Annotated in this window: 25 protein-coding genes; 7 read left to right on the plus strand and 18 right to left on the minus strand. The window is 71.2% G+C overall.

Going from position 1 to position 26551, the window contains the following annotated elements; translation table 11 throughout:
- Positions 1–15: 15 nt before the first annotated feature.
- The 4 genes from ACZ7CD_RS35925 to ACZ7CD_RS35940 are packed head-to-tail and all read right to left on the minus strand — an operon-like array spanning position 16 to position 4754.
- Positions 16–2124, minus strand: a complete 2109-nt coding sequence (locus tag ACZ7CD_RS35925; protein WP_360399171.1) for a 3-hydroxyacyl-CoA dehydrogenase NAD-binding domain-containing protein — start codon at positions 2122–2124, stop codon at positions 16–18.
- Positions 2121–3392, minus strand: coding sequence for a thiolase family protein (locus ACZ7CD_RS35930; protein ID WP_458433648.1), 1272 nt, complete (start codon positions 3390–3392; stop codon positions 2121–2123). The genes ACZ7CD_RS35925 and ACZ7CD_RS35930 overlap by 4 nt, the downstream gene beginning before the upstream one ends.
- A gap of 34 nt (positions 3393–3426) precedes the next feature.
- Positions 3427–3876, minus strand: coding sequence for an ABA4-like family protein (locus tag ACZ7CD_RS35935; protein ID WP_470380647.1), 450 nt, complete (start codon positions 3874–3876; stop codon positions 3427–3429).
- Positions 3873–4754, minus strand: coding sequence for a hypothetical protein (locus tag ACZ7CD_RS35940; protein ID WP_470380648.1), 882 nt, complete (start codon positions 4752–4754; stop codon positions 3873–3875). The genes ACZ7CD_RS35935 and ACZ7CD_RS35940 overlap by 4 nt, the downstream gene beginning before the upstream one ends.
- Before the next feature lie 59 nt (positions 4755–4813).
- Between ACZ7CD_RS35940 and ACZ7CD_RS35945 the strand changes: the two genes are divergently transcribed.
- On the plus strand, positions 4814–5452 hold the full coding sequence (locus ACZ7CD_RS35945) for a MerR family transcriptional regulator (protein ID WP_458433646.1): 639 nt from the start codon (positions 4814–4816) through the stop codon (positions 5450–5452).
- Positions 5453–5580: 128 nt separating this feature from the next.
- Here the strand turns inward: ACZ7CD_RS35945 and ACZ7CD_RS35950 are convergent, their stop codons facing one another.
- The 3 genes from ACZ7CD_RS35950 to ACZ7CD_RS35960 all read right to left on the minus strand — a co-directional run bounded on the left by ACZ7CD_RS35950 (position 5581) and on the right by ACZ7CD_RS35960 (position 8368).
- Positions 5581–6108 (minus strand): GNAT family N-acetyltransferase, encoded by a 528-nt coding sequence (locus tag ACZ7CD_RS35950; protein ID WP_470380649.1) that lies wholly within the window; start codon positions 6106–6108, stop codon positions 5581–5583.
- A gap of 216 nt (positions 6109–6324) precedes the next feature.
- Entirely contained in the window at positions 6325–7581 is a 1257-nt protein-coding gene (locus ACZ7CD_RS35955; RefSeq protein WP_470380650.1) for an HRDC domain-containing protein, read from the minus strand.
- Positions 7582–7651: 70 nt separating this feature from the next.
- A complete protein-coding gene (locus tag ACZ7CD_RS35960) occupies positions 7652–8368 on the minus strand; it encodes a response regulator (RefSeq protein ID WP_015099292.1) in 717 nt (238 codons plus the stop codon).
- A gap of 294 nt (positions 8369–8662) precedes the next feature.
- Between ACZ7CD_RS35960 and ACZ7CD_RS35965 the strand changes: the two genes are divergently transcribed.
- Positions 8663–9769: a dipeptidase gene (locus ACZ7CD_RS35965; protein WP_458434458.1), complete on the plus strand. Its 1107-nt coding sequence runs from the start codon at positions 8663–8665 to the stop codon at positions 9767–9769.
- 156 nt (positions 9770–9925) lie between these two features.
- Here the strand turns inward: ACZ7CD_RS35965 and ACZ7CD_RS35970 are convergent, their stop codons facing one another.
- Entirely contained in the window at positions 9926–10471 is a 546-nt protein-coding gene (locus tag ACZ7CD_RS35970; RefSeq protein WP_229813237.1) for a DUF3000 domain-containing protein, read from the minus strand.
- Between the two features lie 83 nt (positions 10472–10554).
- Here ACZ7CD_RS35970 and hemE point away from each other — a divergent pair, with 83 nt between their 5' ends.
- From hemE to hemQ, 3 genes are read left to right on the plus strand one after another with little or no spacing between them, the layout of a single operon-like run.
- Positions 10555–11598, plus strand: a complete 1044-nt coding sequence (gene hemE, locus ACZ7CD_RS35975; protein WP_458433644.1) for a uroporphyrinogen decarboxylase — start codon at positions 10555–10557, stop codon at positions 11596–11598.
- The gene (gene hemG, locus ACZ7CD_RS35980) at positions 11598–13025 is read left to right on the plus strand and encodes a protoporphyrinogen oxidase (protein WP_470380651.1); all 1428 of its coding nucleotides are present in this window, start codon (positions 11598–11600) and stop codon (positions 13023–13025) included. The genes hemE and hemG overlap by 1 nt, the downstream gene beginning before the upstream one ends.
- Before the next feature lie 23 nt (positions 13026–13048).
- Positions 13049–13741, plus strand: a complete 693-nt coding sequence (hemQ, locus tag ACZ7CD_RS35985) for a hydrogen peroxide-dependent heme synthase (RefSeq protein ID WP_360399141.1) — start codon at positions 13049–13051, stop codon at positions 13739–13741.
- A gap of 57 nt (positions 13742–13798) precedes the next feature.
- On the opposite strand, the gene ACZ7CD_RS35990 is transcribed toward hemQ, so the two are convergent.
- The 9 genes from ACZ7CD_RS35990 to ACZ7CD_RS36030 all read right to left on the minus strand — a co-directional run bounded on the left by ACZ7CD_RS35990 (position 13799) and on the right by ACZ7CD_RS36030 (position 22889).
- Positions 13799–16879 (minus strand): S8 family peptidase, encoded by a 3081-nt coding sequence (locus ACZ7CD_RS35990; RefSeq protein ID WP_470380652.1) that lies wholly within the window; start codon positions 16877–16879, stop codon positions 13799–13801.
- Positions 16880–17055: 176 nt separating this feature from the next.
- On the minus strand, positions 17056–17427 hold the full coding sequence (locus tag ACZ7CD_RS35995; protein WP_470375831.1) for an SCO6045 C-terminal-like domain-containing protein: 372 nt from the start codon (positions 17425–17427) through the stop codon (positions 17056–17058).
- A complete protein-coding gene (locus ACZ7CD_RS36000) occupies positions 17420–18238 on the minus strand; it encodes an MbnB/TglH/ChrH family RiPP precursor modification enzyme (RefSeq protein WP_470375832.1) in 819 nt (272 codons plus the stop codon). The genes ACZ7CD_RS35995 and ACZ7CD_RS36000 overlap by 8 nt, the downstream gene beginning before the upstream one ends.
- Positions 18238–19062, minus strand: a complete 825-nt coding sequence (locus ACZ7CD_RS36005; RefSeq protein ID WP_470375833.1) for a TIGR04222 domain-containing membrane protein — start codon at positions 19060–19062, stop codon at positions 18238–18240. The genes ACZ7CD_RS36000 and ACZ7CD_RS36005 overlap by 1 nt, the downstream gene beginning before the upstream one ends.
- Positions 19028–19834 (minus strand): TIGR04222 domain-containing membrane protein, encoded by an 807-nt coding sequence (locus tag ACZ7CD_RS36010; protein WP_458433640.1) that lies wholly within the window; start codon positions 19832–19834, stop codon positions 19028–19030. The genes ACZ7CD_RS36005 and ACZ7CD_RS36010 overlap by 35 nt, the downstream gene beginning before the upstream one ends.
- A gap of 88 nt (positions 19835–19922) precedes the next feature.
- The gene (locus ACZ7CD_RS36015) at positions 19923–20807 is read right to left on the minus strand and encodes a TIGR04222 domain-containing membrane protein (protein ID WP_470380653.1); all 885 of its coding nucleotides are present in this window, start codon (positions 20805–20807) and stop codon (positions 19923–19925) included.
- Between the two features lie 265 nt (positions 20808–21072).
- Positions 21073–21495, minus strand: a complete 423-nt coding sequence (gene msrB, locus ACZ7CD_RS36020; protein WP_360399123.1) for a peptide-methionine (R)-S-oxide reductase MsrB — start codon at positions 21493–21495, stop codon at positions 21073–21075.
- Between the two features lie 85 nt (positions 21496–21580).
- Positions 21581–21871, minus strand: coding sequence for a hypothetical protein (locus ACZ7CD_RS36025; protein WP_360399120.1), 291 nt, complete (start codon positions 21869–21871; stop codon positions 21581–21583).
- Positions 21872–21935: 64 nt separating this feature from the next.
- A complete protein-coding gene (locus ACZ7CD_RS36030; RefSeq protein WP_458433638.1) occupies positions 21936–22889 on the minus strand; it encodes an asparaginase in 954 nt (317 codons plus the stop codon).
- A gap of 107 nt (positions 22890–22996) precedes the next feature.
- Between ACZ7CD_RS36030 and ACZ7CD_RS36035 the strand changes: the two genes are divergently transcribed.
- Together ACZ7CD_RS36035 and ACZ7CD_RS36040 are read left to right on the plus strand one after the other, a co-directional pair.
- Positions 22997–23644 (plus strand): GntR family transcriptional regulator, encoded by a 648-nt coding sequence (locus ACZ7CD_RS36035; protein ID WP_360399114.1) that lies wholly within the window; start codon positions 22997–22999, stop codon positions 23642–23644.
- Positions 23645–23685: 41 nt separating this feature from the next.
- Entirely contained in the window at positions 23686–26019 is a 2334-nt protein-coding gene (locus ACZ7CD_RS36040) for an ATP-binding protein (protein WP_470380654.1), read from the plus strand.
- Here ACZ7CD_RS36040 and ACZ7CD_RS36045 read toward each other — a convergent pair.
- Entirely contained in the window at positions 26016–26396 is a 381-nt protein-coding gene (locus ACZ7CD_RS36045; RefSeq protein ID WP_470368851.1) for an SsgA family sporulation/cell division regulator, read from the minus strand. The genes ACZ7CD_RS36040 and ACZ7CD_RS36045 overlap by 4 nt on opposite strands.
- Between the last annotated feature and the right edge of the window lie 155 nt (positions 26397–26551).

Genomic DNA, 26551 nt, shown 5'->3' on the forward strand with positions numbered 1-26551 from the left:
TTCACCGCGCAGCGACTAGGCGGGGACGGAGGCCACGCCCGGAGCCAGGAACCGCTTGCCGGTCACCTTCTCCGAGATGCCGGTGCGGTCCAGGTACGGCGTGATGCCGCCCAGCCAGAACGGCCACCCGGCGCCGAGGATCATGCACAGGTCGATGTCCTGCGCCTCCGCGACCACGCCCTCGTCGAGCATGATCCGGATCTCCTCGGCCAGCGCCTCCAGCGCGCGCGTCTTGACCTCTTCGCCCGTGAGCGGGGAGGAGCCGAACTCCCACAGCGCCAGGACCTCGGGGTCGACGGTCTGGTTGCCGGAGGAGTCCCACTGCCAGACGGCGCCCTTGCCCGCGGCGACGAACTTCTTCATGTTCTCCGACACCGAGAAGCGGTCGGGGAACGCGCCGTGCATCGTCTCCGACACGTGCAGCGCGACGGCGGAACCGACCAGCTGCAGCAGGATCATCGGCGACATCGGCAGGCCCAGCGGTTCGGTGGCCTTGTCGGCGACCTCGAACGACGTGCCCTCGTCGACCGACTTGATGACCTCGCCCATGAAGCGGGTCAGCAGGCGGTTCACGACGAACGCGGGCGCGTCCTTCACGAGCACCGAGGACTTCTTGAGCTGCTTGCCGACCGCGAACGCCGTGGCCAGCGTGGCGTCGTCGGTCTGCTCGGCGCGCACGATCTCCAGCAGCGGCATGACCGCGACCGGGTTGAAGAAGTGGAAGCCCACGACCCGCTCGGGGTGCTTGAGCTTCGACGCCATGTCCGTGATCGACAGCGACGACGTGTTCGTGGCCAGGATCGCCTCGGCGGAGACGTGCTCCTCGACCTCGGCGAACACCTGCTGCTTCACGGCGAGGTCCTCGAACACGGCCTCGATGACGAAGTCGGCGTCGGCGAACGCGGCCTTGTCGAGCGAGCCGGACACCAGCGCCTTGAGGCGGTTCGCCTCGTCCGGTGAGATCCGGCCCTTGCCCGCGAGCTTGTCGATCTCGGCGTGCACGTAGCCGACGCCCTTGTCCACGCGCGCCTGGTCGATGTCGGTCAGCACGACCGGCACGTGCAGGCGGCGGATGAACAGCAGCGCCATCTGCGAGGCCATCAGGCCCGCGCCGACGACACCGACCTTGGTGACCTTGCGCGCCAGCGACTTGTCCGGTGCGCCGGCCGGGCGCTTGGCCCGCTTCTGCACCAGGTTGAACGAGTACAGGCCCGCGCGCAGCTCGTCGCTCATGACGAGGTCCGCGAGGCCCTCGGTCTCGGCGGCGTAGCCCTTCTCCAGGTCGTTCTCGCGCGCCAGCTCCAGCAGCTCCAGCGCCTTCTCCGCACCGGGGGCCGCGCCCTTGGTCTTGCCGTGGACGATGGCCTTGGCCCGCGCGACGGCGGCGTCCCACGCCTCGCCGCGGTCGATCTCCTTGCGCGGCACCGTGATCTCACCGCGCACGACACCGGACAGCCACAGCAGCGACTGCTCCAGGTAGTCCGCGGAGTCGAACAGCACGTCCGCGATGCCCAGCTTCAGCGCGTCGGCCGGCCTGAGCATCTTGTTCTGGTTCAACGCGTTCTCGAAGATCACCGTCACGGCGTCGTTGGCGCCGATCAGGTTCGGCAGCAGCTGCGTGCCGCCCCAGCCGGGGAACAGGCCCAGGAACACCTCGGGCAGCGCGATCGCCGCCGCGTTCGACGCGAGCGTGCGGTAGTGGCACGACAGCGCGAGCTCGAGGCCACCGCCCATGACCGCGCCGTTGACGAAGGCGAAGGTCGGGATGTCCGAGTCGGTGAACTTCTTGAAGACGTCGTGGCCCAGCTTGCCGATCGCCACGCCCTGCGAGCGGTCCGACGCCTGCTCGACGGCGGACAGGTCCGCGCCGACGGCGAAGATGAACGGCTTGCCGGTCACCGCGATGGCGGCGGGGGAGGCCGCGTAGGCCTCGTCGAACGCCGCGCCCAGGGACACGAGCGACTGCGGGCCGAACGTCGACGGACGGGTGTGGTCCAGGCCGTTGTCGATCGTGATGAACGCGACCGGCTTGTCGAGGCCGGGCACGGTGATCAGACGCGTCTTGGCGTGGGTGACGACCTCGTCGGGGAAGATCGCCTTTGCTTCCTCAGCGGTGATGGTCACTTGCCACTCCAGTTCGGGTTCTCCCAGATGACCGTTCCACCCATGCCGATGCCGATGCACATGGTGGTGAGGCCGTAGCGGACGTCCGGTCGCTCGGCGAACTGACGCGACAGCTGCGTCATCAGGCGCACGCCGGACGAGGCCAGCGGGTGGCCGGTCGCGATGGCGCCGCCCCACTGGTTCACGCGCGGGTCGTCGTCGGCGATCTTGAAGTGGTCGAGGAACGCCAGCACCTGCACGGCGAACGCCTCGTTGATCTCGAACAGGCCGATGTCCTCGATGGACAGGCCCGCGCGGGACAGCGCGCGCTCGGTGGCGGGCACCGGGCCGACGCCCATGACCGACGGGTCGACGCCCTGGAACGCGTAGCCCACCAGGCGCATGCCGATCGGCAGGCCGAGCTCGCGGGCGGTCTCCTCCTCGGCCAGGATCGCGCCGGTCGCGCCGTCGTTCAGGCCGGCCGCGTTGCCCGCGGTGACCCGGCCGTGCGGGCGGAACGGCGTCTTGAGCTTGCCGAGGTCCTCGACCGTGGTGCCCGGACGCGGCGGCTCGTCGGCCGTCGCGAGGCCCCAGCCGTGCTCGGCGGACCGGGTCGCGACCGGCACCAGCTCGGGGCCGATCTTGCCCGCGGCCAGCGCGGCCGCGTACTTGGCCTGCGAGGCGGCGGCGTAGGCGTCCGCGCGGTCCTTGGTGATCTCCGGGAACCGGTCGTGCAGGTTCTCCGCGGTCTGGCCCATGACCAGCGCGCTCGGGTCGACGATCTTGTCCGACAGGAAGCGCGGGTTCGGGTCGACGCCCTCACCCATCGGGTGGCGGCCCATGTGCTCGACACCGCCGGCGATGACGACGTCGTAGGCGCCGAACGCGATGCCGCTGGCCGCCGTGGTGACGGCGGTCATCGCACCCGCGCACATGCGGTCGATCGCGTAGCCGGGCACCGACTTCGGCAGGCCCGCGAGCAGCGCCGCGGTCCGGCCGATCGTCAGGCCCTGGTCACCGGTCTGCGTGGTCGCGGCGATGGCGACCTCGTCGACGCGCTCCGGCGGCAGCTCGGGATGCCTGCGCAGCAGCTCACGGATGACCTTGACGACGAGGTCGTCGGCACGGGTCTCGGCGAAAATCCCCTTGGGGCCGGCCTTGCCGAACGGCGTGCGGACGCCGTCGACGAAGACCACGTTCCGAACGCGTGCCGGCGCTGCTGGTGCGGCCACGGCGTCTCCTCCACTTGTGGTGACAACTCTGTCCACTCCGGCGGGGGTGCGCGACATCCCTACCGGTCGGTAACGCCAACTCTAGCCCTAGTTACTGGCCGGTAACCACCGTGGCGCCCCTGTTCGTTGTGTCACACACCTTGCGGACGACGAGGAAGAGCGGCAACCCGACCGGGGCCAGCAGGATCGTGATCACCAGAACGGGTGCCATGATCAGCGGGTTGATGTCCAGACGGCGGCTTTCGAGGTACATCCAGCGCCCGACGAACAGGTCCCACGCGAGCATGTGCGCCCACACGACCGCCGTGCCGACGTCCGTGGCCAGGTACGCCGCCAGCGATCCGATCTCCGGCCGCGTGACCAGCGGCAGGACCTCGGACAGCTCCGGGACGACCAGCACCACGTAGATCAGGACCGCGGGCAGCACGATCAGGTACGACTCGGCGATCCGCCGCGTCCACGACCACTTCGGCGCGAAGATCATGAGCGCCCAGAACGGCGCGGCCACCAGGAACGTCAGGTCGAACAGCGTGGCGGTCATGCGGCAACGAGCTCCTTCTTCGGTGCACGCGCCCACACCACACCCAGTGCGGTCGCGACGATGACCCCGGCGAGCGCGAGCAGCGTCGTGCCGTCGGGCTGGACCAGTGACTGACCGCGCAGCGCCTGCCACGTCACGAGCAGGAAGACCCCCAGGAACGACCCGCTCGCGACCCAGGCGAACCGGGCGTTGGCACGGCGCCCGAGCAGGGCGACGACCACCGGCAGCACCTGCAGCGCGTGCATGCCGACGAAGTGCCCGACGCGCAGGTCGCCGTGCTCGGTGCTCCAGCCGGTGAGCGCCATGTACGCACCGCCGTCGGGCGCGCCGACCGTGTGGGCGCCGAGCGTGTCACCGTCGAGCGCCTGGCCGGGCTTCGGCTGCGTCATCAGGAAGCCGACGCCGAGGCCCAGGAACGAGATGACCAGCCCGAGCCGGATCGACCACGCGAGCGCCCTGTTCTCGATCTCGGTGCGCCACAGCAGGACCGCGACGATCGCATGCGTCACCCAGAGCACGACGATCGTCGAGCCCATGATCGAGAACAGGGCCGCGTCGAGCGGCGTCTCGAAGTTGAAGTGGCTGCGCTTGCCGCGCACGACCTGACCGACGATCACGACCATCTCGGCGGCGCCGGCGACCGTGAGCACGGTGCCCGCCCACCAGCCGACGCGCTGGAACCTCTTCAGGTAGGTGAGCAGCCAGGCGAGCGTGAACGCATAGACCGACAGAGACACGGCGAACTTGAGCGGCTTGAGCCAGATCGGCGAGTTCACGACCGTGCGGTCGTCGAGCAAGAGCCCGAGGAGCGCCACCGGGACCAGGATCACCATCGACCAGCCGAACAGGACTAACGGACGGTGCCACGTGCGAGTCATCTCTCTGCCCCCTGAATGGATAGCGGTACTGTCTGCTATCCGGAAGTTACACTATCCATATGCGTGTTGGCGAGCTTGCGAAGCGAAGTGGCGTCCCGGTGCCGACGATCAAGTACTACCTGCGCGAGGGACTGCTGCCGGCCGGCGTGCTGACCAGCCCGAACCAGGCGCACTACGACGAGGAGCACCTCCGCAGGCTTCGGCTGGTGCGGGCGCTGGTCGACGTCGGCGGCCTCTCCATCGCGGCCGTGCGGGAGGTGCTCGCCGCGGTCGACACCCGTGACGACTCACTGCACAACAAGCTCGGCGCCGTGCAGGAGGCCATCAGCCAGCCGGGTTCGGTCGAGCTGGACCCGCTCGCCGTGCGGGACGTCCAGTCGTTCTTCGCACGGCACGGCGAGACGGAGTGCGCCGACGTTGCGGAGAGCAACGTGACCCGCATGCTCGCCGCCGCCCTGTCCGCGGCCCGGTCGGTCGGGCACGACCACTTCGAGGAGCTGCTCGACCCCTACCTGGAGGGGATGCGGCTCATCGCACGGGCCGACCTCGAGTACATCGCGCGGCGCGGCTCCTCCGACGCGGTCATCGAGGCGATGGTCGTGGGCACCCTCATCGGCGACGCCGTGATCAAGGCGGTGCGCCGGCTCGCGCACGTGCAGGTGTCCCGCGAGGTGATCGGCGACGGCTTCGACGGTTGAGCTCCGGTAGCTCGCGCAGCCGATATATCAGTTGCCCGCGCAGCTACGCATCCAGCTCGGATGCCGCTGACCTGCACCCTTGCAATGAGTCTTTTGCGGACGTCGTCAAAAGACTCATTGCAAGGGGGTCAGCGTGAGTGCAGAAGTAGCTGCCAGCGGACCTCGCCGTCGTGCAGCTCGCCGGTGGCGGTCAGCCCGGCCGACGCAGCCACCTTGGCCGACGCGTGGTGCTCGGGGTGGACGTGCGCGACGACGGTCCGCACCGGCTGCGTTCGCAGCCACTCGACGAGTCCGCGCGCTGCCTCGCTCGCGATGCCGCGGCCCTGCCACGGCGTGCCGACCACCCACGCGATCTCGGCTGTCGCGTCGGCCGCGGTGACCGTCGCCTGGGCGGTGCCGGTGAGTTCGCCGGTCTCACGCAGCCGGATCACCCAGTTCAGCCACCGCACGTCCGGATCGGGCGATCCCGCGACCAGCCGCCGGTACCGCGCAGCGAGCTCGTCCGGTGCGTACGGGGTTCCGCCGATGAACGCGTGCAGCGCCGGGTCCGCCAGCACCTCGGCCATCTCCACGGCGTGCTCGACGCGCAACGGCACCAGGTCGAGCCGGTCCGTGCGGATCTCCGCGTCGACCTGCGAACTGCCGTCCTTCGTCACGCCGCCGATCATCCCCGACCGCACCCCTTGCAACGGTTCTTTTGCGGTCGTCGTCCAAAGACTCATTGCAAAGGTGCAGGTCAGCGGCAGCTTACAACTGATATATCGGGTGAAGTGCGTGCCTGGCTGGCTGCGGGCGGAGTCGGGCAGAGGCCGGAGCGGGCTGGCCGCGGCAAGTACTTCGTGCGCGGCCGGCCCGTCCCGGCGACAGGATGGTCAGGACGCAGGCGGGGGTGCTGTCGCGGTGAGGGCCTTCGCCAGGGCGTCGAGGGTCAGCCCGACCTGCCACGACCGCGCCCCTCCCTCGCGCAGCACGGCGGCCACGGACTCGGGGGACAGGTCGGCGGGCGGCTGCCAGCAGGTGCGGCGCACCAGGTCGGGCAGCAGCAGGTTCTCCACCGGCAGGGTGTTGGCCTCGGCGATGGTCGCGAGTGCCGCGCGGGCGGCGGCGAGCCGGGCCGCGGCGTCCGGGTCCTTGTCCGCCCAGCGGTTGGGTGGGGGAGGGCCGTCGTGCTGGCCGGCGGGTTCGGGGAGCTCCGCCTTGGACAGCGCCGAGGCGCGTCGCAGGGCGTTCATCCAGGTGCCGGACATCCGGCGCTGGGCGCGACCGCGGAACACCGGGAGCGCGAGCAGTTCGGCTTCCGATGCGGGGTTGCGGGCGGCGGCTTCCATGAGGGCGGAGTCCGGGAGGACTCGGCCTGGAGCGATGTCGCGTTCGCGGGCCACGGCGTCGCGGGCTTCCCACAACGCGCGGACCAGCGCGAGCTGGCGCTGGTTGCGCACGCGGTGGATGCCCGACGTGCGCCGCCAGGGGTCGGTACGGGGGCGCGGCAACGGCGCCGTCCGTACCGCCTCGAACTCCTCGAGCGCCCAGGCGAGCTTGCCCTGGCGCTCCAGCTCGGCTTCGAGAACGTCGCGCAGCTGCACGAGCAGCTCCACGTCCAGAGCGGCGTACGTCAGCCAGTCGGCAGGAAGGGGGCGGCGCGACCAGTCGGCCGCGCCGTGCCCCTTCTCCAGCCGATAGCCGAGCAGCCGCTCGACCAGCGTGCCCAATGCCACGCGTTCGAACCCAGCCAGCCTGCCCGCCAGCTCGGTGTCGAACAGCACGCCAGGTCGGAGCCCGAGCTCGGCGAGGCACGGCAGGTCCTGGGACGCTGCGTGCAACACCCACTCGGTGCCCTCCAACGCCTCCACCAGGGGGTCGAGCCGTCCGCCGAGGGCGATCGGGTCGACCAACCAGGTGCCGGCGCCTTCCCGGCGCAGTTGCACCAGATAGGCACGCTGTGAGTAGCGGTAGCCCGAGGCTCGCTCGGTGTCCACCGCGACCGGGCCCTCCGCCCCGGCGAGCGCGTCAGCGGCTCGCCGGAGCGCAGAAGGATCGGCGACCACCGGCGGAACCCCATCAGCAGGCTCCGTCAGCGGTACCGGACCGGGTCCGGCTGGTGCGGTTGGCTCGTCGGCGGGTACATCCACAGCGGAAGACCCTACGACGATCGCACCACTCACAGGTGTTCTCGGCCGGTTCAGTGCTTCAAACCGGTGTCTAACGGATCACGCCGGCACGCATGGCCAGCGCGACCATCTGAGCGCGATCCCCGGTGCCCAGCTTCCGGCCGATCCGCGACAGGTGAGACTTCACCGTCAACGCGGACAGGCTCAGAGCCTCGCCGATCTCCTTGTTGCTCTGGCCATCGGCGACCAGCTGGAGCACCTCGACCTCACGTGCGGAGAGTTCCCGCGGCGTGTTGTCGGTGCCCGGCACCCGAGTACCCGCTGCGAGTACTGGTGCCACGCTCGGATCTGCGTAAACGCCGCCGTCGAGAACCCTGCGCACCCCGTCGGTGACCACCATCGGAGAGGCGGACTTCAGGAGGTACGCCTGGGCGCCCGCCTGGAAGGCCGACCTGACCGCGTAGGGGTCGTCGGAGGATGCGAGGACCACGATGCGGGGCCAGCCCTGGGCACGGAGCTCCGTGACCAGGTCGATGCCGGTGCCATCCGGCAGGCCCAGATCGAGGATCGCGAGGTCGCACGGTCCGGTTGCAAGTGCCCGCGCCCGAGCCTCTGCCACCGATGCGGCCTCATGCACTGTCCCGGCTCCCATTTGGGTGAGCCGAGCTGATATCGCCTCCCTCAGCAGTGGGTGGTCGTCGACCACCAGCACTGAAAAAAGCTCTTCCCGCGGGTGCGGGACCATGTTCGCCGGCAACGAGCCGGCTGGCGTGGTACGAACGGCCTGACCTAAGCCGACGGCAGCCACGTCACTACCTCCCTGGAGTCGGTCGTGCCCCCCGACCGGCACCGGAGACTTTCGTCCAATCAGCCGCGCCACTGATCGACCGAAAGTGGTGTCGTCTGGGGCAGCGTAGCCGCCCATGCGGGTCTACGGGACGATCAATCGGGTATCTATCCCTATTGAGTTGTGACAGATGGCCTCATGTGTCACACGATCGGATGACAACTGGATAGGGGGTGTAACGCGGACCCCTTCCGGAACGACATCTAGGAGTTGGTTGTGCCGAGTTCTGCCGGTCGTGAACGAGCGCGGGCATTGATGCAGCGTGTGCCCCTCGTCGACGGCCACAACGACCTCCCGTGGGCACTGCGCGAGTTCGGCGAGGGAACCGGCGAGGACGTCTTCACGACCGCCGCCAAGATCGATCTGACCGAACGTCATCCGGACCTGCACACGGACCTCGTGAAAATGCGCGAGGGCGGTCTGGGCATGCAGTTCTGGTCCGTTTGGATTCCCGGCAGGCTCGCCGGCGACGGAGCCGTGACCGCCGTGCTGGAGCAGGTCGAGCTCGTCTATGAGCTGGCGGAGCGGTATGCCGGCCACCTCGGGATCGCGACCACCGCGGCCGAGGCCGAAAAAGTTTTCTCCTCCGGGCGTGTCGCGTCACTCCTCGGGGCTGAGGGCGGACATTCCATCAACTCTTCACTCGGCGTCCTGCGCGCACTGCGCCGCCTGGGTGTCCGGTACATGACGCTCACCCACAACGACAACACGCCGTGGGCTGACAGCGCCACTGACCAGCCGGAACACGGCGGGCTGACCGAGTTCGGCCGTGCGGTCGTGCGCGAGATGAACCGCATCGGCATGCTCGTCGACCTCAGCCACGTCGCGCCCAGCACGATGCACGCGGCGCTCGACACGAGCGTCAAGCCCGTCATCTTCAGCCACTCGTCGTGCCGCCACGTCGCGGACCACCCGCGCAACATCCCGGACGACGTCCTCGTGAAGCTCAGGGACAACGGCGGTGTGGCCATGATCACATTCGTTCCGGACTTCGTGTCGCCCCGTGTCGCTGAATGGGACGCAGCCCTTCGTGACGCGATGACGGCCGCCGGCGCGAGCCACGCCGACATGGGCGAGCGCAAGACGTTCAGCGAGGAATGGGTCCGGGAGCACCCGAAGCCGGGCGCGACGCTCGACGACGTCGTCACGCACCTGGAGCACGCCCGCGAGGTCGTCGGCATCGACCACCTCGGCCTCGGCGGCGACTACGACGGCGTGACGGCGCTCCCGCAGGGGCTCGAGGACGTCTCGACGTACCCGAACCTGCTCGGCGCGCTGCTCGACAAGGGCTGGTCCGAGGACGACTGCACGAAGCTCGCCGGCGCGAACGTGCTGCGTGTGTTGCACGACGCCGACAACTGATCGTTGCAACGGGCGAGCTCGCCGCGCCTGCATGCAGCTAGCTCACCTGCTGTTTTGCAACTGGTCTTTTGACGACGACCGCAAAAGACCAGTTGCAAGGGGAGCTGCGGGCGCGCTGATATATCGGTGGGAACGTCGGGTGGTGTACCGGGTGGGTCAGGAGCGCTGGCCGAACATGGTCACGCCGACCGGGGGCAGGCCCACGGCCGTGGCCATCAGCTCGTAGAACGCGGTGCCGTGCTCGGCGAGCTCGCCGTCGAGGGCGGTCCACGAGGCGCGCAGCTCCAGGTCGTCCGTGCGGGCCGGGCCGGCGATGTCGCCGAAGCGGGCCGAGGACGTCTGCGTCACGGTGCCGCCCAGCGCGGTGAACCGGGCACCCGACTGCTCCAGCGCCTCCGTCAGCCACGACCACCCGACCTCGGGCAGCAGCGGGTCCGACGCCAGTTCGTGGTCGAGCTCCACGCGCACGTAGGCGACGACGCGGAGCACGCCACCCCACGCCTCGTCGCCGTCCGGGTCGTGCAGCAGCACGAGCCTGCCCGTCGACAGCTCGTCGGACGGGCCGGTGACCTCCGCTGTCAACGCGTACGCCCAGGGCGCGAGCCGCTGCGGCGGTCGAACCTCGGTGAGTTCGATCTCGGGCCTGTGGCGAACCGACTTGAGCGTCCCCACCGCCCGGCGGAAGATTTCCGGCTCGGTCACGCAACTGACTGTATGCCTCGCAAACCGACCGAGTGACGGCGGCACGCCGAGACGTGGGACCATGGAAGAAAGAGAGAGATGGCTTGACTGTGTCTGATTTTGCGCAACCCCTTCTCGTGGCCGCGCGGGGCGGCACCCCGTCGCACACCCCTGTCTGGTTCATGCGGCAGGCGGGACGGTCGCTGCCCGAGTACCGGGCGCTCCGCCAGGGCACCGCGATGCTCGACGCCTGCATGGACCCGGAGATGGTCTGCGAGATCACCATGCAGCCGATCCGGCGGCACGGCGTGGACGGCGCGATCCTGTTCTCCGACATCGTGGTGCCGCTCAAGGCCGCCGGTGTCGACCTCGACATCGTCGCAGGCACCGGGCCCGTCGTCGCGAACCCGGTGCGGACGCTCGACGACGTGAACGCGCTCCCGCAGCTGCACGCCGAGCAGGTCCAGCCGGTCGCCGACGCGATCGGGCTGCTGCTGAAGGAACTGCCCGCCGAGGTCGCCCTGATCGGGTTCGCCGGCGCGCCGTTCACGCTCGCCTCCTACCTCGTCGAGGGCGGGCCGAGCAAGAACCACGAGCGCACCAAGGCGCTCATGCACGGCAACCCCGAGCTGTGGCACGCGCTGCTCGCGAAGATCGCCGACATCACCGCGGCGTTCCTGCACGCGCAGCTCGACGCGGGCGTGCAGGCCGTCCAGCTGTTCGACTCGTGGGCGGGCGCGCTGTCCGAGCGCGACTACCGCGAGTTCGTGCTGCCGCACTCGAAGCGGGTGCTGGAGACGATCAGCACCGTGCCGCGGATCCACTTCGGCGTCGGCACCGGCGAGCTGCTGCCCGCGATGCGCGAGGCCGGCGCGGACGTCGTCGGCGTCGACTGGCGCCTGCCCCTCGACGTCGCGGTCGAGCGGCTCGAGCGGGCCCACCCCGAGCTGCCCAAGCCGGTGGTGCAGGGCAACCTGGACCCGGCGCTGTTCTTCGCGGGCTTCGCGGCCGTCGAACGCGAGGTGCGCCGCATCCACGCCGAGGGCAAGGCCGCCGCAGGCCACATCTTCAACCTCGGCCACGGCGTCCTGCCCGACACCGATCCGGAGATCATCACCCGGACCGTCGAACTGATCCACAGCTTGTAATGAACGCAAGAGCACCCAGGGTCGCCGTCGTCGGAGGTGGCATCTCCGGTCTCACCGCCGCGCACCGGCTGCGGATGCTGCTCGGGCCCGACGCGCGGATCACCGTCATCGAGCAGTCCGACCGGCTCGGCGGCAAGCTGCGCACCGTCGAGCTCGCCGGGGTGCGGTTCGACGTGGGCGCGGAGGCCTTCCTGCACCGCAAGCCCGAGGCGCAGGAGCTGATCGACGAGGTCGGCCTCACCGGCCGGGTGGTGCACCCCACCGGCGCCAAGGCCACCGTGCACGCGGCCGGGCGCACGCACCGGCTGCCTGCGCACACGTTCATGGGCGTCCCGGCGAGCGTCGAGACCGTGCGGCACCTGCTGTCGTCCGAGGGCGCGCTGCGGGTCGAGATGGAACCGACGCTGCCGCCGGTCGACCTGCGCGGCGGTGACGTCGCGGTCGGCGCGCTGATGAAGGACCGGTTCGGCCCCGAGATCGCCGACCGGCTCGTCGGACCGCTGCTCGGCGGCGTCTACGCGGGCCGCGCGGACGAGCTCGGCCTGCGCGCCACGATGCCGCAGATCGCCACCCTGCTCGACAAGGGCGTCGGCTCACTGCTCGCCGCCGCCGCGATGATCATGCCCGCGCCGCCGCAGCCCCGTGCCGCGCGGCCGCCGGTGTTCGCGAGCCTCGACGGCGGTGTCTCCTCCCTCGTCGACCGGCTCGCCGAGGTCGCCAGGCCCGAGGTGCGCCTGGGCCTGCCGGTGCGCGTGCTGTCGTGGCTGGGCGACGGCTGGCGGCTGGAGATCGGCTCGGCCGCGACCCCGCAGTACCTGGAGTGCGACGGCGTCGTGCTCGCCGTGCCCGCGCCGGCGTCGCGCAAGCTGCTCGCCGAGATCGCGCCGCAGGTGTCCGCCGCGTACGGCAAGGTCGAGGTCGCCTCCATGGCCGTGGTGGCGCTCGCACTGCCGCCGGGCACCGAGCTGCCGGACCGCTCCGGTGTGCTGATCGCGGAGGGGGAGCGGTACTCCGACCGCATCACCCCGTTCACCGCCAAGGCGTTCACGTTCTCCAGCCGCAAGTGGGGCCACCTCGGTGAGCCGGTGCTCCTGCGCGGCTCGGTCGGCCGCCACGGCGAGACGGCGCTGCTGCAGCGCAGCGACGCCGACCTGGTGAAGGCCGTGCGCAACGACCTGTACGAGCTCACCGGCGTCAACGCCACCCCGGTCGACTCGGTGGTGCAGCGCTGGGGCGGTGGGCTGCCGCAGTACGGCGTCGGTCACGTCGACCTGGTGGAGGCGATCGAGAAGGGCATCGGCGACGTGCCAGGCCTGGCCGTGGCGGGCGCCACCCTGCACGGCGTGGGCGTGCCCGCGTGCATCGCCACCGCAGACTCGGCCGCCGCCCGTGTCGCAGCCCACCTGCTGGGCCGCGTCCGGCGTTGAGCGGCGCGTGCCAAGATGGACGTATGGCACGCCTGAACTACAACGAGCTCAACGACACCATCCGCTACACGATGTGGTCGGTGTTCCGGGTCGAACCCGGCAAGCTGCCCGAGGACCGCAGTGCCGCCGCGAGCGAGACCCAGAACTACCTGGACGCGTTGGAGGGCAAGGGCGTCGTCGTTCGCGGCGTCTACGACGTGGCCGGTCTGCGCGCCGACGCGGACTTCATGATCTGGTGGCACGCCGAGGAGATCGAGCAGGTGCAGCAGGCCTACACGGGCTTCCGCCGCACGCCGCTCGGCAAGGTCTCCACGCCGGTGTGGTCGCAGGTCGCCCTGCACCGCCCCGCGGAGTTCAACCGCAGCCACATCCCCGCGTTCCTCGCGGGTGAGGAGGCGCGCAAGTACATCTGCGTGTACCCGTTCGTGCGGTCCTACGAGTGGTACCTGCTGCCGGAGGAGGACCGCCGCAAGATGCTGGCGGACCACGGCAAGGAGGCCCGCGACTTCCCGGACGTGCGCGCGAACACCGTCGCGTCGTTCGCGCTGGGCGACTACGAGTGGCTGCTCGCGTTCGAGGCCGACGAGCTGCACCGCATCGTCGACCTGATGCGCCACCTGCGCGGCACCGAGGCGCGGCTGCACGTGCGCGAGGAGATCCCGTTCTACACGGGCACCCGCGTCCCGGCGGCCGAGCTGGTGCTCAACCTCCCGTAGCCCTGACGACGACAAGGCCGCCCGGAGCACCTCCGGGCGGCCTTTCGCGTCACCCGGCTACTGCGCGGCCACCCGGTAGGCGCGGATGACCGTCAGCTCGACGGTGCCGCCCTTCGCGTCGACCGCAGTGGCCCTCAGCGAGGCCCACTTCGCGTCCGCCGGGTGGTGAACGAGCGCACTGGTGCCGACCACCCCCGCACGACGCCACGACGCGCCGTCGTCGAACGAGTACTCGACACCGGTGACGCGCACCGCGCCCGTGTCGCCCTGCGACTGCGTGAGCAGACCGAGGCGCTGCAACGTTCCGGCGGGCACGGCGCCGTTCGCGTCGAGCTTCGGAGCGAACCGCACGACCGACAGCGGCAGCACCGAACGCTGCTCACCGGTCGCCTTGGACCTGAACGTCCACCTGCCCGACACCCGCGTGCTGAGCTCGAACCGCGAGCCGCGGTCGAGGCTCATCTCGGCGCGGTAGTCCGCCTCACCTGCGGGCAGGCCCTCGAACAGGCCACCGCTCTGCGGCAGCTCACCGACCAGGGTGCCCTCCCGGTACAGGGCCGTGCGGGCGGTGTCCACAGTGGACGTGCCACTGCCGTGGTTGCCGTCGCCCAGCATCGGCACGCCGAAGTAGAGCTCGTCCCGCAGGCGTTCGGCGAACGGGTACGGCGACTCCGGCAGCGCCGGCGAGAACACCGGCACGACCTCGCGCTCCTGGTGGGTGCGGCCGGGTGCGTAGGTGCGCGGGCCGGAGATCACGCGTTCCTGCGCGCCGTTGGCGTGCTGGGTGCTCACGACGGACTGCCAGCGCAGGTCCTCGGTGGTCAGGTAGTCGACCGCCTTGGCACCGGAGGGCACCGGGTAGAGCGCCGAGGAGCCGCTGAGGCCGTGCACCGTCAACGGGAACTCGCCCTTGGTCGCCGTGCTGCCCGGCTTCAGGCCACCGATGGCGGTCTCGACGCGCGCGAGGTCCTCCTTGCGCGGTGTGCGGGTGAGGCCGGTGGGCAGGCTGCCGCCGACCGGGTAGGCGAGCCGGTAGTAGGTCGCCGGGTCGGCCGCCGAGTTGGCGTGCAGGGCCGTGAGCGACGAAAGCTCGCGCGGCGGGAGCGGACCGCCGATCTGCGCGGCCGCCACCCCCTCGAAGCCGCCGAACGAGAGGATGCCTGCCCCGACCGTGCGGTCGCCGTACGTGCGCTGCCAGCTCAGCTCACCGACGACGAACGAGCCGGGCGGTTCCGGTGCCCGCACGTCGATCCGCTGCGCGAGCCGGGCGTCCTGCCGCACAGTCAGGTCGCCCGTCACCGCCACCGTCGGGTGGAGGAGCACGTCCAGGTGCTCCGGGGTGCTGATCGACGAGTCGAGCACGTAGGTGCCCCTGGGCAGCCGGATCTTCTGGTCACCGGCGCCGACGAGCACCTTGAAGCCGGTGGAGTCGAGGCCGTCGACGAACGTGATCGAGCTCGCCGGGTCCTGCCCCTCGCGGTCGGTCAGGTCGACCGTGAGGGTGTACGACTCGACCTCGCGGTCGATGCCGACGAGAGTGCGGACGGTGTGCGAGCCGGAGGTCGCCACGACCACGCCGGTGTACGTGCCGTCCTTGCCGCCGACGCGGGTGTCGCCGGTGACCTGCACCGCCGCCGTGCCCTTCGCGGGAACGGTGACCCTGGTGGCGCCCAGCGTGAACATGCCCGCCGGAGCGGTCGTGTCGATCCTGAGGTCCAGCGTGACCGGCGCGTCCGTCGGGTTGGTGTAGGTGACCGGCTTGGTCTCCGGTTCGTCGTCGGCGTGCGGCCACTCGTGTCGGCCGAGGTTCAGTGCGACGACGTCGGCGGTCAGCACCTGCTCGACGGCCTTCGCCACGTCGATGCGGCCGGCGCCCTGGTCGAACGCGCTGACGCCGGCGGCCGGCCTGGCCGTGGTCGCGAGCGCCGACTTCACCTGGGCGGGCGTCCACTCCGGGTGCTGCTGGCGCAGCAACGCCGCCGCGCCCGCCACGTGCGGGGTCGCCATCGACGTGCCGCTGGCGGCGACGTGCTCGCCGTTGGTGCCCGCGGCCGCCGCGACGATGTCGACGCCCGGCGCGGTCACCTCGGGCTTGAGACCGCTGTCCCCGGTGCGCGGGCCCCTGCTGGAGAACGGCGCGAGCTTGTCGTCGCGGTCGACGGCCCCCACCGAGAGCGCGGCCTCGGCCGTGCTGGGGGAGCCGACCGTGCCCGTGCCGCCGGAGTTGCCCGCGGCGATGACGAACAACGTGCCGTACCGCGCGGTCAGGTCGTTGACCGCCTGCTCCAGCGGGTCGACCTCCGGTGTGTCGCTGCCACCGAGGCTCATGTTGACCACCTGGGCGCCCTGCTCGGCCGCCCAGCGCATGCCGTCGAGGATCCACGACTCCTGGCAGCCGGACTCGACGCACACCTTGGCGTCGAGCAGCTGCGCGCCGGGTGCGACGCCGCCGTACTTCACGTCGTGGCTCGCGACGGTCGCCCCGACGTGCGTGCCGTGGCCGACGTTGTCGGTGTTGTCCGGGTCGGTGGTGAAGTTCCGCTCGGCGACCTGCTGGCCGCGGAGGTCGGGGTGGTTCTCGTCGACACCGGTGTCGATGATGGCGACCTTCACGCCCTTGCCGGTGATGCCGCGCTGGTGGGCCGCGGGTGCGCCGATCTGCCGCACGCTGCGGTCCAGGACCGGCTTGCGGATGCCGTCGAGCCAGACCTTGGCCGCACCGGACCGCAGCGCGCCCCAGTCGCCGGTCGTGCGCGCGCCCAGCCTGGCCCGGCCGTCCACGACCAACGGCATCCGGTCCCGGTAGCCGAACTCCAGCAACGTGGTGACGTCGAAGAGCCTGCGGTCGAGCCGGTCCGCCGCCAGCGGCCCGATCGCGTCGCCGGGGACGACCAGGGTGTGCCCGTCGGCACCGCGGTGCGTCCGGAACGTCATGTCCTGCCTGCCCTCGCCGGGTTGGATGCCGAGCACCCGCTGTCCCGCGCCGAGCAGCACCCTGTCACCGGTGACGAGAGTGACCTCGTCAACGGCCTGGGCGGGCTGGTTCCCGGTCGGTGCCGCGGTGGCAGCGGTGGCCGGCAGGGCGGTCAGGGTGAGCGCCGCGAAGGCGGCGCCCAGCACTTTCGTTTTGCCGCGCATTCGAATCCCCTCGTGGTTCGAATTGCTGCGCGCTGTGGTCCGCGCAGGCCGGAAGGCCTTCCGCGGAAAAGCGAAGGCAAGGCGAAAAAGGTCCCCCGACGCTTTCGAACGTATCGAGGGTGGCCCGGATCACACAGGGCTGAACGGGGTATTCTCCTGCGGCTTCTCCGTGCCCGTCAGCGCGACCGCCAGAACTTCCAGCGCGACCTGGGCGGCGCCTGCAGCTCACCGGCGGCGCGCAGCCAGTCGGCGAACGCGGCGGCGTCCTCGCGGGCCCGTGACCCCGCCTTGCGGGGGTTGGCCAGCGCATACCGGTCGAAGAGCGGCCGGAACCGGTCGCCCAGCTCGTGTGCGACCTCCGGGCCCAGCATCCGCACGATGCCCCGGCGTTTCGCGAGCAACGCGCGCCGTTCGACCTCAATGCGTCGTTCGTCGAACCCCGCAGGTGCGGGGGTGCCCGTGAGCAATGCATTCAACAGTTCCGCCTGCTGCGCGGCAAGCCTTTTGCGTGCAGCCGAAGCGTCAATGTGGTCGTGTTTCTCAGTCACGGTGTTTGTCCACCACCGCGCGGATAGCGGTCAGCTCGGACGAGATTTCGGCGTCCGACGGGTAGTTGTCGTCGCGTTCGAGCAGAACACCGGGAGGCGCGACGCGCGAGCACAGCTCGTCGAGCACGTCGAGCACCTCGGGCAGCACCGCGTGGGCGTGCGTGTCGTGGTAGATGTCGCCGTGCTGCTCGCCGCCGGCCACGTGCACGTACGCCAGGCGCTCCAGCGGGATCTCGTCGAGGAACCGCTGCGGGTCCGTGCCGATGTTGCGGGCGTTGGCGTAGAGGTTCGCGACGTCGACGAGCAACCAGCAGTCGGTGCGCTCGACGAGCTCGGCCAGGAACTGGCCCTCGGTCAGCTCGCCGTCCGGCCACTCCAGCAGTGCGGCGACGTTCTCCAGCGCGAGCGGCACCGGCAGGTGCTCCTGGGCGCGCTTGACGTTCGCGACGAGCACGTCGAGCGCGTCCCTGGTCCGCGGCACCGGCATCAGGTGCCCCGAGTCGAGCCCGCCCGCGCGCACGAAGCACACGTGGTCGCTCACCAGCGGAGCACCGACGGCCTCCGCGACCGACGCGAGGTGCTCGACGCGCTGGAGGTCGACCTCCTCCGCGCCGCCCAGCGACAGCGACACGGCGTGGGGGAGCACCGGGATGCCGCGCTCCAGCAGGATCGTCACCGACTCCGGCAGGTGGCCGGTGTGCAGGTTCTCGGCGACGACCTCCACGAAGTCCACGCCGGGCAGCCGTTCCACGGTCAGGTCGATCTCCGACCGCCAGCCGATGCCGACGCCCAGGTCCTTGATGACCGCCATCAGTCGCCTCCTCCGCCACCGCCGCAGCCACCACCGCCGCAGCTGCTGCCACCACTCGACGAACAGCCGCTGCCGCTCGAAGCGCATCCACTGCTACCACACCCGGCACCACAGCTGCCGCACGACGACCCGCCGCGGTCCGGAGTGGACTTCTTCAGGTGGCCCTTGCGCGGCAACATCCGCACCACGCTCTGCGACAGGCCGAAGAGCCCGGCGACCGGGCGCCCGTCGACCTTCCCGCAGAACCCGTGCACCGCCACCGCGTGCACCCGGTCGTGCGCGGTGGCGTGCAGGAGGGCCTGCCGGCCCGCCTTGGTGAGCGGCTCGCGGCCACGGGCCCAGACGACCAGCAGAACGGCGACCGGCACACCGATGAGGAACATCGGCGAGGACACGACCCCGAGCAGGAGCAGGGCGGCGGCGAGCACGAGGTAGGTCCACCAGGCGTCACTGCGCCGGCGTGACGGCTGCATCAGCCGCCGCGCCACCAGGTACCGGTGCAGCGCCTGCGCCTCCGGGCTGAACGCGGCGGACTCCACGACCAGCTCGAACCGCACGGCGGTGCTCAGCTGGTCGAGGACCTGCCGTTCCAGCGACGTGGTCGCGGCCTGGCCGTCCTGGCGCACGGCCGTCACGAGCCCGTCGCGCGACACCCGGACCGCGCCGGTGTCGACCAGCCGGGCCAGCGCGGTCTCCGCGGCCCGGCCGGGTCCCGCCGTCAGGTACCCGATCTCCTCCGCGGACAGCCGGGTGCCCTGGGGCGTCGTCGTGGTCATCCGGTCTTCCCCCTCAGCTGCTGGAGCCGCAGCTGCTCGAACTGCCACAGCTGCTGCTCGAACTGCTGCAACTACTGCTGGAACTGCTGCAACTGCTGCTGGAGCTGCCGCAGCTGCTGCTGGAACCGCCGCAGCCGCTGCTCGAACAGCCGCTGCCGGAACCGCAGCCGCTCCCGGCGCAGTTCGACGCCGCGCCGCAGGTGTAGACGTAGCCGGACCCGGCGGTGTAGTGCCAGCCACCGTTGTCCGAAGTGGATCGCCTGCTGCGCTTGCCCGGCGTGAGACCGCGGGTCGCCACGGTGTGCGGCCGGCTGAGCATGTTGTGCCGTGCGTACTTCAGCACGGTGCTGCCCAGGGGCGTCAGCGGGCCCCTCCTGCGGACCAGGAACGCCAGGAACGCCGTCAGCGCGGCGAACACCCAGAACACGTGCTCGGCGAACCCGATGCCGAAGAACAGGACGGTCATCAGGATGCAGACCACCTGGAGGCCGGTGGACCCGCTGACCTTGCGCCGCCGCAGACCCCGGTCGACCAGGCTCTGCTGCAGCGAGGCCATCTCCGGGCTGCGGGCGGCCCACGCCACGACCGAGCGCATCGGCTGACCGGCACCCTGGACCCCGGCCAGGACCTTGGCCTCGATCCGGGTCGTGGCGCCGTAGCCGTTCTGGTGGACGGCGGTCACGAGCCCCTCGCGGGAGACCCGCACCAGACCGCCGTCCATCAGCCGGGCCAGTGCGGCCTGCGCCGCCCTGTCCGGTCCCCCTGCCAGGTACCCGATCTCCTCTGCGGACCAGTCGGTCCTGGTCGAAGACTTGGCCATCAGCACTCCCCGTTCCACTGGTGCCGTCGCACCTTCGACGTGGAATCCGCTGCTCGGTTCCTCTCGTTACCCGAACGGCACCGTGGGCTCAGCAGCCGCCGCCGCCTCCGCCGCAGCCGCCCCCGCCACCGCCACCGCCGCAGCTGCTCCCGCCCGAACACGAGGAGGAGCTCGACGAACACGAACTGCCACCGGTGTAGCCCGCCGACGTCCCGGCCGGTGCGGCGAGCAACGAGCTGCGCACCGCGAGGTCCGGGTAGAGGGCGAGGCCCCCGAGGGCGACCAGCGCGGCCGCGCCCACGAAGGTCGCGTGGTCCGGGCTGGCCTCCCCTCCCCTCGAGGTGCGGGCGGCGTCGAGAGCACGATCCCCCTTGGTCGTGCGCACGAGCTTGCCGCGCCGCGTGACGAGGAAGAGCAGCAGGAGGGTGAGGACGAGCTGCAGCGACAGCCAGCCGACCGGGGCGTCGATCGCGATGCCGTTGACCCAGCGCACCACGCCGACCGCGAACAGCAACCAGAACAACACCGATCCGTTGCGCCGCGCGCTTTTCGCGGCCTCCGGGCGGATGAGGAGACCCATGTCCTCGAGGCGGCGGCCGATCGAGGTGACGGCGGGGTCGCCGGTCATCGTCAGGACCAGCAGGGAGACCGTGCGGTTCTGGTAGCGCCGGCTGTCGGCGAGCACGGCGCGGTCCACGGGGTTGCGCGACTGCGCGGAGTTGGTGGCTTGAACGGCGCCACGGCGGGAGACCCTGAGCTCACCCGCGGTGAGCAGGCGGGCGATGGCCGTCTCGACCACGCGCCGCGGACCGCCCACCAGGTAGGCGATCTCGTCCACGTCGAGCAGGCGCACGGGCTGGCTCCCACCGGCCCGTGCGCGCACCCGGAACACGATCGCGACCAGCACGGCCAGTGCCAGCCCGATCCAGTAGAGCTGGAGGAACTCCGGTCCGGACAATCCCCAAGGCCTCATGCGACCCACCCCCTGACTGCCCCCAAGACCTTGCTTGGGTGACGTTCATGGTGTGGTCCGCGCCACAGGCTCACAAGGCTTGTTGACGAAGCCTTAGGGTTGCCCGCTCCCGGTCGCGGTTTCCGCCCGTGGGCGGGGAACGCGGCTCAGCTGGAGGAGCCGCCGTCGACCCCGCTGGAGCCCTCGCCGTCGGTGCCGAACTCGGTGAAGATCATCGCGCCTCCCAGGTTCTGTCCGGCCGTTCCGCCGGACCCGGCCCAGTCTCCTATTCGGACGGAACGAGTTTCAAGGAGACGGAGTTGATGCAGTAGCGCTGGTCCGTCGGTGTGGGGTACCCCTCACCTTCGAAAACGTGCCCGAGGTGGCTGTGGCACGTGGCGCAGAGCACTTCCACGCGCTTCATGCCGAGCGTCCGGTCCTCGCGCAGGATGACCGAGTCGCCCGCCAGCGGTGAGAAGAACGACGGCCAGCCGCAGTGCGAGTCGAACTTGGTGTCGCTGCGGAACAGCTCCGCGCCGCACGCACGGCACTCGTAGACGCCCTCGGTCTTGGTCTCGACGTACTCGCCGCTCCAGGGCCGTTCGGTGCCGGCCTGCCGCAGCACCGCGAACTCGGCGGGGTTGAGCTGGGTGCGCCATTCCTCTTCGGAGCGCACGATCTTGGGAGTGGTGCCGACAACAGGTTCCATGACCCTTTATAACGCCGCGGCGGTCGCTGGGCTTCCCGGCGGGGGCATCGAGGGGCGCAGGCGTAAGACCCCGTTAAGGACTGGTTCAGAAGATGATGGCGATGATGTCGCTCAGCGCGAACCAGATCGTGAGCACCACGCCGAGCAGGATCAGCCCCACGACGAACACGGCCACCAGGCGCTGGTGGCCGGTCGTGCGGTTCGCGGAGTCGGCGAAGTCCTGCACCCCGTCCAGGTAGCCCTCGACGGTGTAGCCGGGGCGTTCGCGCTTCATCCGGTCGAGGTGCGCGGCGAACGCCTTCGTCTCCGGGTCCTGCGGGTCGAGGCCGATCAGCTCCTCCTGGATCTGCTCGCGCTCGTCCTTCGAATCGCCCATGACCACCAGCTTAGTGGCTGAGGGCCGGGTTCCACCGGTGCGAAGCGGTGATCCGCGCGGCCGTTCAGCTGGCGACGGCGAGCGAGGGCCGGACCGCGCCGACCGCCCTGCCGTGGCCGAGCACCGGCACGGTCGCGAGTCCGGCGGCCTTCCCGACGTCGACGCCGAGGCGCTTGAGCACGGCGACGACGACCACCGCGCGGGCGCGCGACGAGCCGTCCGCGATCTTCAGCGCGATGCCCTCACCGCTCGGCAGGCCCACCGCGTAGACGCCCTCGGCGCCGTCCTTGGCGATCACGCCGGGCAGCGCGTCCATCAGCTCGGTGACGTCGCGGCCGGTGCCGCCGACCCACTGCGGGAAGGCGTTCATGGCGGCGGCGACCCGGTGCTCCAGCGTGCCCTCCTCGGCACCGGCGAGCAGCCCGAACGCCCTGGCGAGAGCGGTCAGGCTGATCGCGAAGATCGGTGCGCCGCAGCCGTCGACGCCCACCTGGGCGACCGGCTCGCCCGCGACGTCCTCGATGGTGGCGCGGGTGGCCACCTGCAGCGGGTGCGCCGGGTCGAGGTAGTCCTCGGTCGACCAGCCGTTGACGACGCAGGTCGCGAGCATCGCGGCGTGCTTGCCGGAGCAGTTCATGTACTTCGGGGCCGCGTCCAGGCCGCGGGCGAGGTGCCGGGCGCGGGCCGCCTCGCCCAGGGGGAGGTCGGGCGTGCACCGCAGGGCGTCCTCGGTGAGCCCGGCACCGGCGAGGATGCGCAGGGCGCCCTCGACGTGGAAGTCCTCGCCGGAGTGCGAGGCGCAGGCCAGCGCGAGCAGTTCGCCGTCGAGGTCGAGGCCGCTGCGCAGCATCGCGAGCGCCTGCAGCGGCTTGTTGGACGACCGGGGGAACGCCACGTCGCCGGGCCGGCCGACCGAGAGCACCGGGGTGCCGGTCGCGTCCGTCGCCACGACGGTGCCGTGGTGCACCGACTCCAGGAAGTCGCCCCGCCAGACCTCCGCGACCACCTCGTGCCCCATGACGCCCTCCCTCACGACCGAAGAACAGAACTGCCAACTGTCGACAGTTGACTACGCACCTAATGTAACCCCCGGACGGTCGGTGCCGTCCAGATCAGGAGACGAACGTGACACCTCCGCTGCACCTGAGCCTGGCCGGCCAGGCGGTCGACGTCCTGCGCGAGCAGGTGCTGACCGGGGTCATCCCCGCCGGGTCGCGGGTGAACGAGGTCGAGGTGGCCCACCAGCTCGGCATCAGCCGCGGCCCGCTGCGCGAGGCGATCCGGCACTTGGCCTCGGAGGGGCTGCTGACGCTCGTGCCGCACCGGGGCGCGTTCGTGCCGGCGGCCGACGAGGACGAGGTGCGGGCGTTGTTCGAGCTGCGCACGGCGCTGGAGTGCGCTGCGGCGGAGCTGGCGGCGTCCCGGCGCACCGACGTCGACCTGGTGCGGCTGCACGAGGTGTGCGCCGAGTCGCGGCGCGACTACACGGCGGGGCAGCCGTTCCCGTACCGGCTGGACCTCGCGTTCCACCGGGCGTTGCTGGAGGCCGCGCGCAGCCCGCGGATCGCCGAGCAGGTGTGGCTGGTGCAGCAACGGGTGGTGCTGCTGCGCAGCGCGCTGGAGGACGACCCGCCGCATCAGCACGCGTCGCTGGACGACCACGACGAGCTCGTGCGCGCGGTCGAGGAAGGTGACGCGGCGCGCGCTTCGGGTGTGATGCGCCGCCATCTGTCCCGAGTGTGCGCGCAGATGCTGACGAGCCTCAAGGCCTGAATAATCGCCGTCGGACGAGGTGGGTGTGCGAAGGCGGGGGAATGCGCGGGACGACGTTCGGTGAGTTCCTGCGGTTCTACCGCCGCAGGGCCGGACTCACGCAGGAACAGCTCGCGTCTCGCACAGGGCTGAGCGTGCGCGCGTTGAGCGACCTCGAACGCGGTCGCGTCCACACACCACAGGCGACGACCGTCGACCTGCTCGTCACCGGCCTGGGGCTGGACCTGGGCGAGGCGGGGGAGTTCGGCACGCTGGCCCGCTTGGGCGAGGCGGGGCAGCCGCGGCCCGACCACGCTGACCGGACCGCCTGCGCACCGCCGCCCGCCACGGAGCTCACCGGCCGCGAGTCGGCGCGGCGCGAGCTCGCGGACCGCGTGCGGGCGGCCGGTACGGCGCAGGTGCTCGACGTCGTCGTCGTGCACGGGCCGCCCGGCGTGGGCAAGACCGCGCTCGCCGTGGACGCCGCGCACCGGTTCGCCGGGTCGTTCGCCGACGGCTGCCTGTACCTGGACCTGCGCGGCGTGGACGCCGAACCGCTGCCGGCCGACCGGGCGGTCACCCGGCTGCTCACCGCGTTCGGCGTGCCCGACGCCCGGATGCCGTCCGACCCGGCCGACCGCGACCGGCTCCACCGCTCGATGATGCGCGACCGCGCGGTGCTGCTGGTGCTCGACAACGCCGCCGACGAAGCCCAGGTCCGCCCGCTGCTCACCGCCGCACCCGGCTCGCTCGTGCTCGTGACCAGCCGCAACGTCCTGGCGGGCCTCGTCGCCCGGCACCGCGTCGAGCTCGGTCCGCTCGGCCGCGACGACGCCGTCGCGCTGCTCGCGGCGGTGGCCGGTGACCGCGTGGCGGCCGACCGGGAGGCCGCGGGTGCGGTCGCGGGGCTGTGCGGCGGCATCCCGCTGGCGCTCGCGATCGCGGGCCACCGGCTCACCGGGCCGCGGTCGCTGCGCCGGCTCGCCGAGCAGCTCTCCGACGAACGTGCGCGCCTCGACGTGCTCGCCACCGGCGACGTCCAGGTGCGGACCGCGTTCGAGCTGTCCTACCGGCTGCTCGCACCGGGGACCGCCGCGGTGTTCCGCAGGCTCGCGCTGGTGCCCGGCCACGACACGTCGGTCGAGCTCGCCGCCGTCGCCGCCGGGGTCCCGCCCGACGACGCGGAGGCGCTGCTGGAGGAGCTGGTCGACGCGAGTCTCGTGCGTCCCGGTGACCTCCCCGGCCGGTACACGTTCCACGACCTGATCCGGGACTACGCGCGCGAACGCCTGCACGGCGAAGAACCCGGCATCGACGAGCACCGCCTGCGGACGCGGAACTGGCTGATGACCACCGCGACGGCCACGGCGGCGTTGTTCCACCCGGACGAGCAGGGCGCGGCGGACCTGGAGTGCGCGGACCGCTGGTTGCTCGCGGAGGTGGCGAACTGGCGTGGTGCGCTGAGGGAGGCCGTGCGCGCGGGTGACCACAAAGCCGTGCTGGCACTGGCGAACGCGATGCACTGGTACTCCGACCACCGTGGCCAGAGCGATCTGTGGCTGGAGGTCTACACGGCCGGTGTCGACGCAGCGCGCGCACTCGGCCGCAAGGAAGACGAAGCGAAACAGCTCAACTTCGTGTCGTGGGTGTACTTCGCCCGTGCTGTCCGCCTGCCCGCTGCCCTGGAGGCCCACGAGGCGGCGCTGCGGGTGGCGCAGGAGTGCGGTTCGGTGCTGGAGACGGCGTGGGCGCACTACTACCGCGCGGGCATCGAGACCCGCAGGGGCGACCAGGCGACGGCGGTCACGCACGGCCGGCGCGCCGCCGAGCTGTTCCGCCGGGCCGGGCTGCCGATGGCGGTGGTGTTCGCGCTGTCGTTCACCGGCGTGGTGCTGCAACGCACCGGGCGCGTCGCCGACGCCGTGGAAACCCACCTCGCGGCCATCGCGGAGGAACGGGCCGTGCGCGGCACCCAGCGCGGTGTGGCGAAGGAGAACACGGCGCAGCTGCTGCTGCGGCTCGCCGACAGCCTCACCGCCGCGGGGGACCCGGAGCGGGCGCTGACGGTCGTGGCCGAGGCGGACGCGTTGATCGGCGAGTTCGGCGGTCTGCGCGCGATGGTGCGGCACAGCCGGGGCCGTGCGCTCAGCGCCGCCGGCCGGTGCGGGGAGGCGCGTGAACAGTTCGCCCGCGCGGCCGAGGGCATGGGTGACCCGGAGGCCAGGGTGTCCGTGCTGATCGAGCTCGCGCAGACGTGCGATCGGATGGGAGACCACGACGCTGCCACACGGCACCGCGTGCGCGCGTTGGCCGAGAGCGAGGGCTACGAGTCGCCTGGCATGACGAAGCTCCAGCACGACGTGGCGGAAGCGCTCGGCATCGCGCTGACGGCTTAGCGGAGGACCGTGCTGAGGAACGCGTCCGCGTCGAACCGCTCCGAGCCCGCCGGGACCAGGCAGTAGGCGGCGTCGAGGAACTCGCGCAGGGTCGCCAGGGGCACCCGCAGCACCGTGGTGTGCCGGGAGGAGACGAGCTCCAGCACCACCGCTCTGCCACTCGGGCGCACCCGCACGTCACCCTTGCCCGACGGCCGCGACAGGCCGTCCCGCAGCAGGTCGCGGCCCATGATCCAGGTCGCCACCGCGTCGCCCGCGTGGAAGTGCATCGAGACGGCGAACGGGTCCTCGCCGGTGTAGACCAGCTCGGTGTCCACGGGTGCGGTCGCGCCGTCGGCACGGACGAAGTCGAAGACGGTGCGTGACGCGACCCGCATGGGAGCTCCCGAATGTTCGCCGGTGGTTCACCCGGGTTCACGTGGCCGGCACCGAAATGGTTCACGAGTACGTGGACTGGTTTCCTGTTTCCACCGGCCCTGAAACGAGCGCGCGGCGCCAATCTGATGAGATTTGCCTGATCGGACGGTCCGAG

It is taken from the genome of Lentzea sp. NPDC036949, assembly GCF_055608075.1.

Excerpts from the sequence above, each read along its gene's own strand:
- ACZ7CD_RS35945 (WP_458433646.1), top strand. The coding sequence starts at position 4,814 with ATGCGTGTTGGCGAGCTTGCGAAGCGAAGTGGCGTCCCGGTGCCGACG.
- ACZ7CD_RS36040 (WP_470380654.1), top strand. The coding sequence starts at position 23,686 with ATGCGCGGGACGACGTTCGGTGAGTTCCTGCGGTTCTACCGCCGCAGG.
- ACZ7CD_RS35940 (WP_470380648.1), bottom strand. The coding sequence starts at position 4,754 with ATGACTCGCACGTGGCACCGTCCGTTAGTCCTGTTCGGCTGGTCGATG.
- ACZ7CD_RS36000 (WP_470375832.1), bottom strand. The coding sequence starts at position 18,238 with ATGGCGGTCATCAAGGACCTGGGCGTCGGCATCGGCTGGCGGTCGGAG.
- ACZ7CD_RS36045 (WP_470368851.1), bottom strand. The coding sequence starts at position 26,396 with ATGCGGGTCGCGTCACGCACCGTCTTCGACTTCGTCCGTGCCGACGGC.
- ACZ7CD_RS36010 (WP_458433640.1), bottom strand. The coding sequence starts at position 19,834 with ATGGCCAAGTCTTCGACCAGGACCGACTGGTCCGCAGAGGAGATCGGG.
- ACZ7CD_RS35990 (WP_470380652.1), bottom strand. The coding sequence starts at position 16,879 with ATGCGCGGCAAAACGAAAGTGCTGGGCGCCGCCTTCGCGGCGCTCACC.
- ACZ7CD_RS35930 (WP_458433648.1), bottom strand. The coding sequence starts at position 3,392 with ATGTCGCGCACCCCCGCCGGAGTGGACAGAGTTGTCACCACAAGTGGA.
- hemQ (WP_360399141.1), top strand. The coding sequence starts at position 13,049 with ATGGCACGCCTGAACTACAACGAGCTCAACGACACCATCCGCTACACG.
- ACZ7CD_RS36025 (WP_360399120.1), bottom strand. The coding sequence starts at position 21,871 with ATGGGCGATTCGAAGGACGAGCGCGAGCAGATCCAGGAGGAGCTGATC.
- ACZ7CD_RS35965 (WP_458434458.1), top strand. The coding sequence starts at position 8,663 with ATGCAGCGTGTGCCCCTCGTCGACGGCCACAACGACCTCCCGTGGGCA.
- ACZ7CD_RS36015 (WP_470380653.1), bottom strand. The coding sequence starts at position 20,807 with ATGAGGCCTTGGGGATTGTCCGGACCGGAGTTCCTCCAGCTCTACTGG.
- ACZ7CD_RS36030 (WP_458433638.1), bottom strand. The coding sequence starts at position 22,889 with ATGGGGCACGAGGTGGTCGCGGAGGTCTGGCGGGGCGACTTCCTGGAG.
- hemG (WP_470380651.1), top strand. The coding sequence starts at position 11,598 with ATGAACGCAAGAGCACCCAGGGTCGCCGTCGTCGGAGGTGGCATCTCC.
- msrB (WP_360399123.1), bottom strand. The coding sequence starts at position 21,495 with ATGGAACCTGTTGTCGGCACCACTCCCAAGATCGTGCGCTCCGAAGAG.
- ACZ7CD_RS35935 (WP_470380647.1), bottom strand. The coding sequence starts at position 3,876 with ATGACCGCCACGCTGTTCGACCTGACGTTCCTGGTGGCCGCGCCGTTC.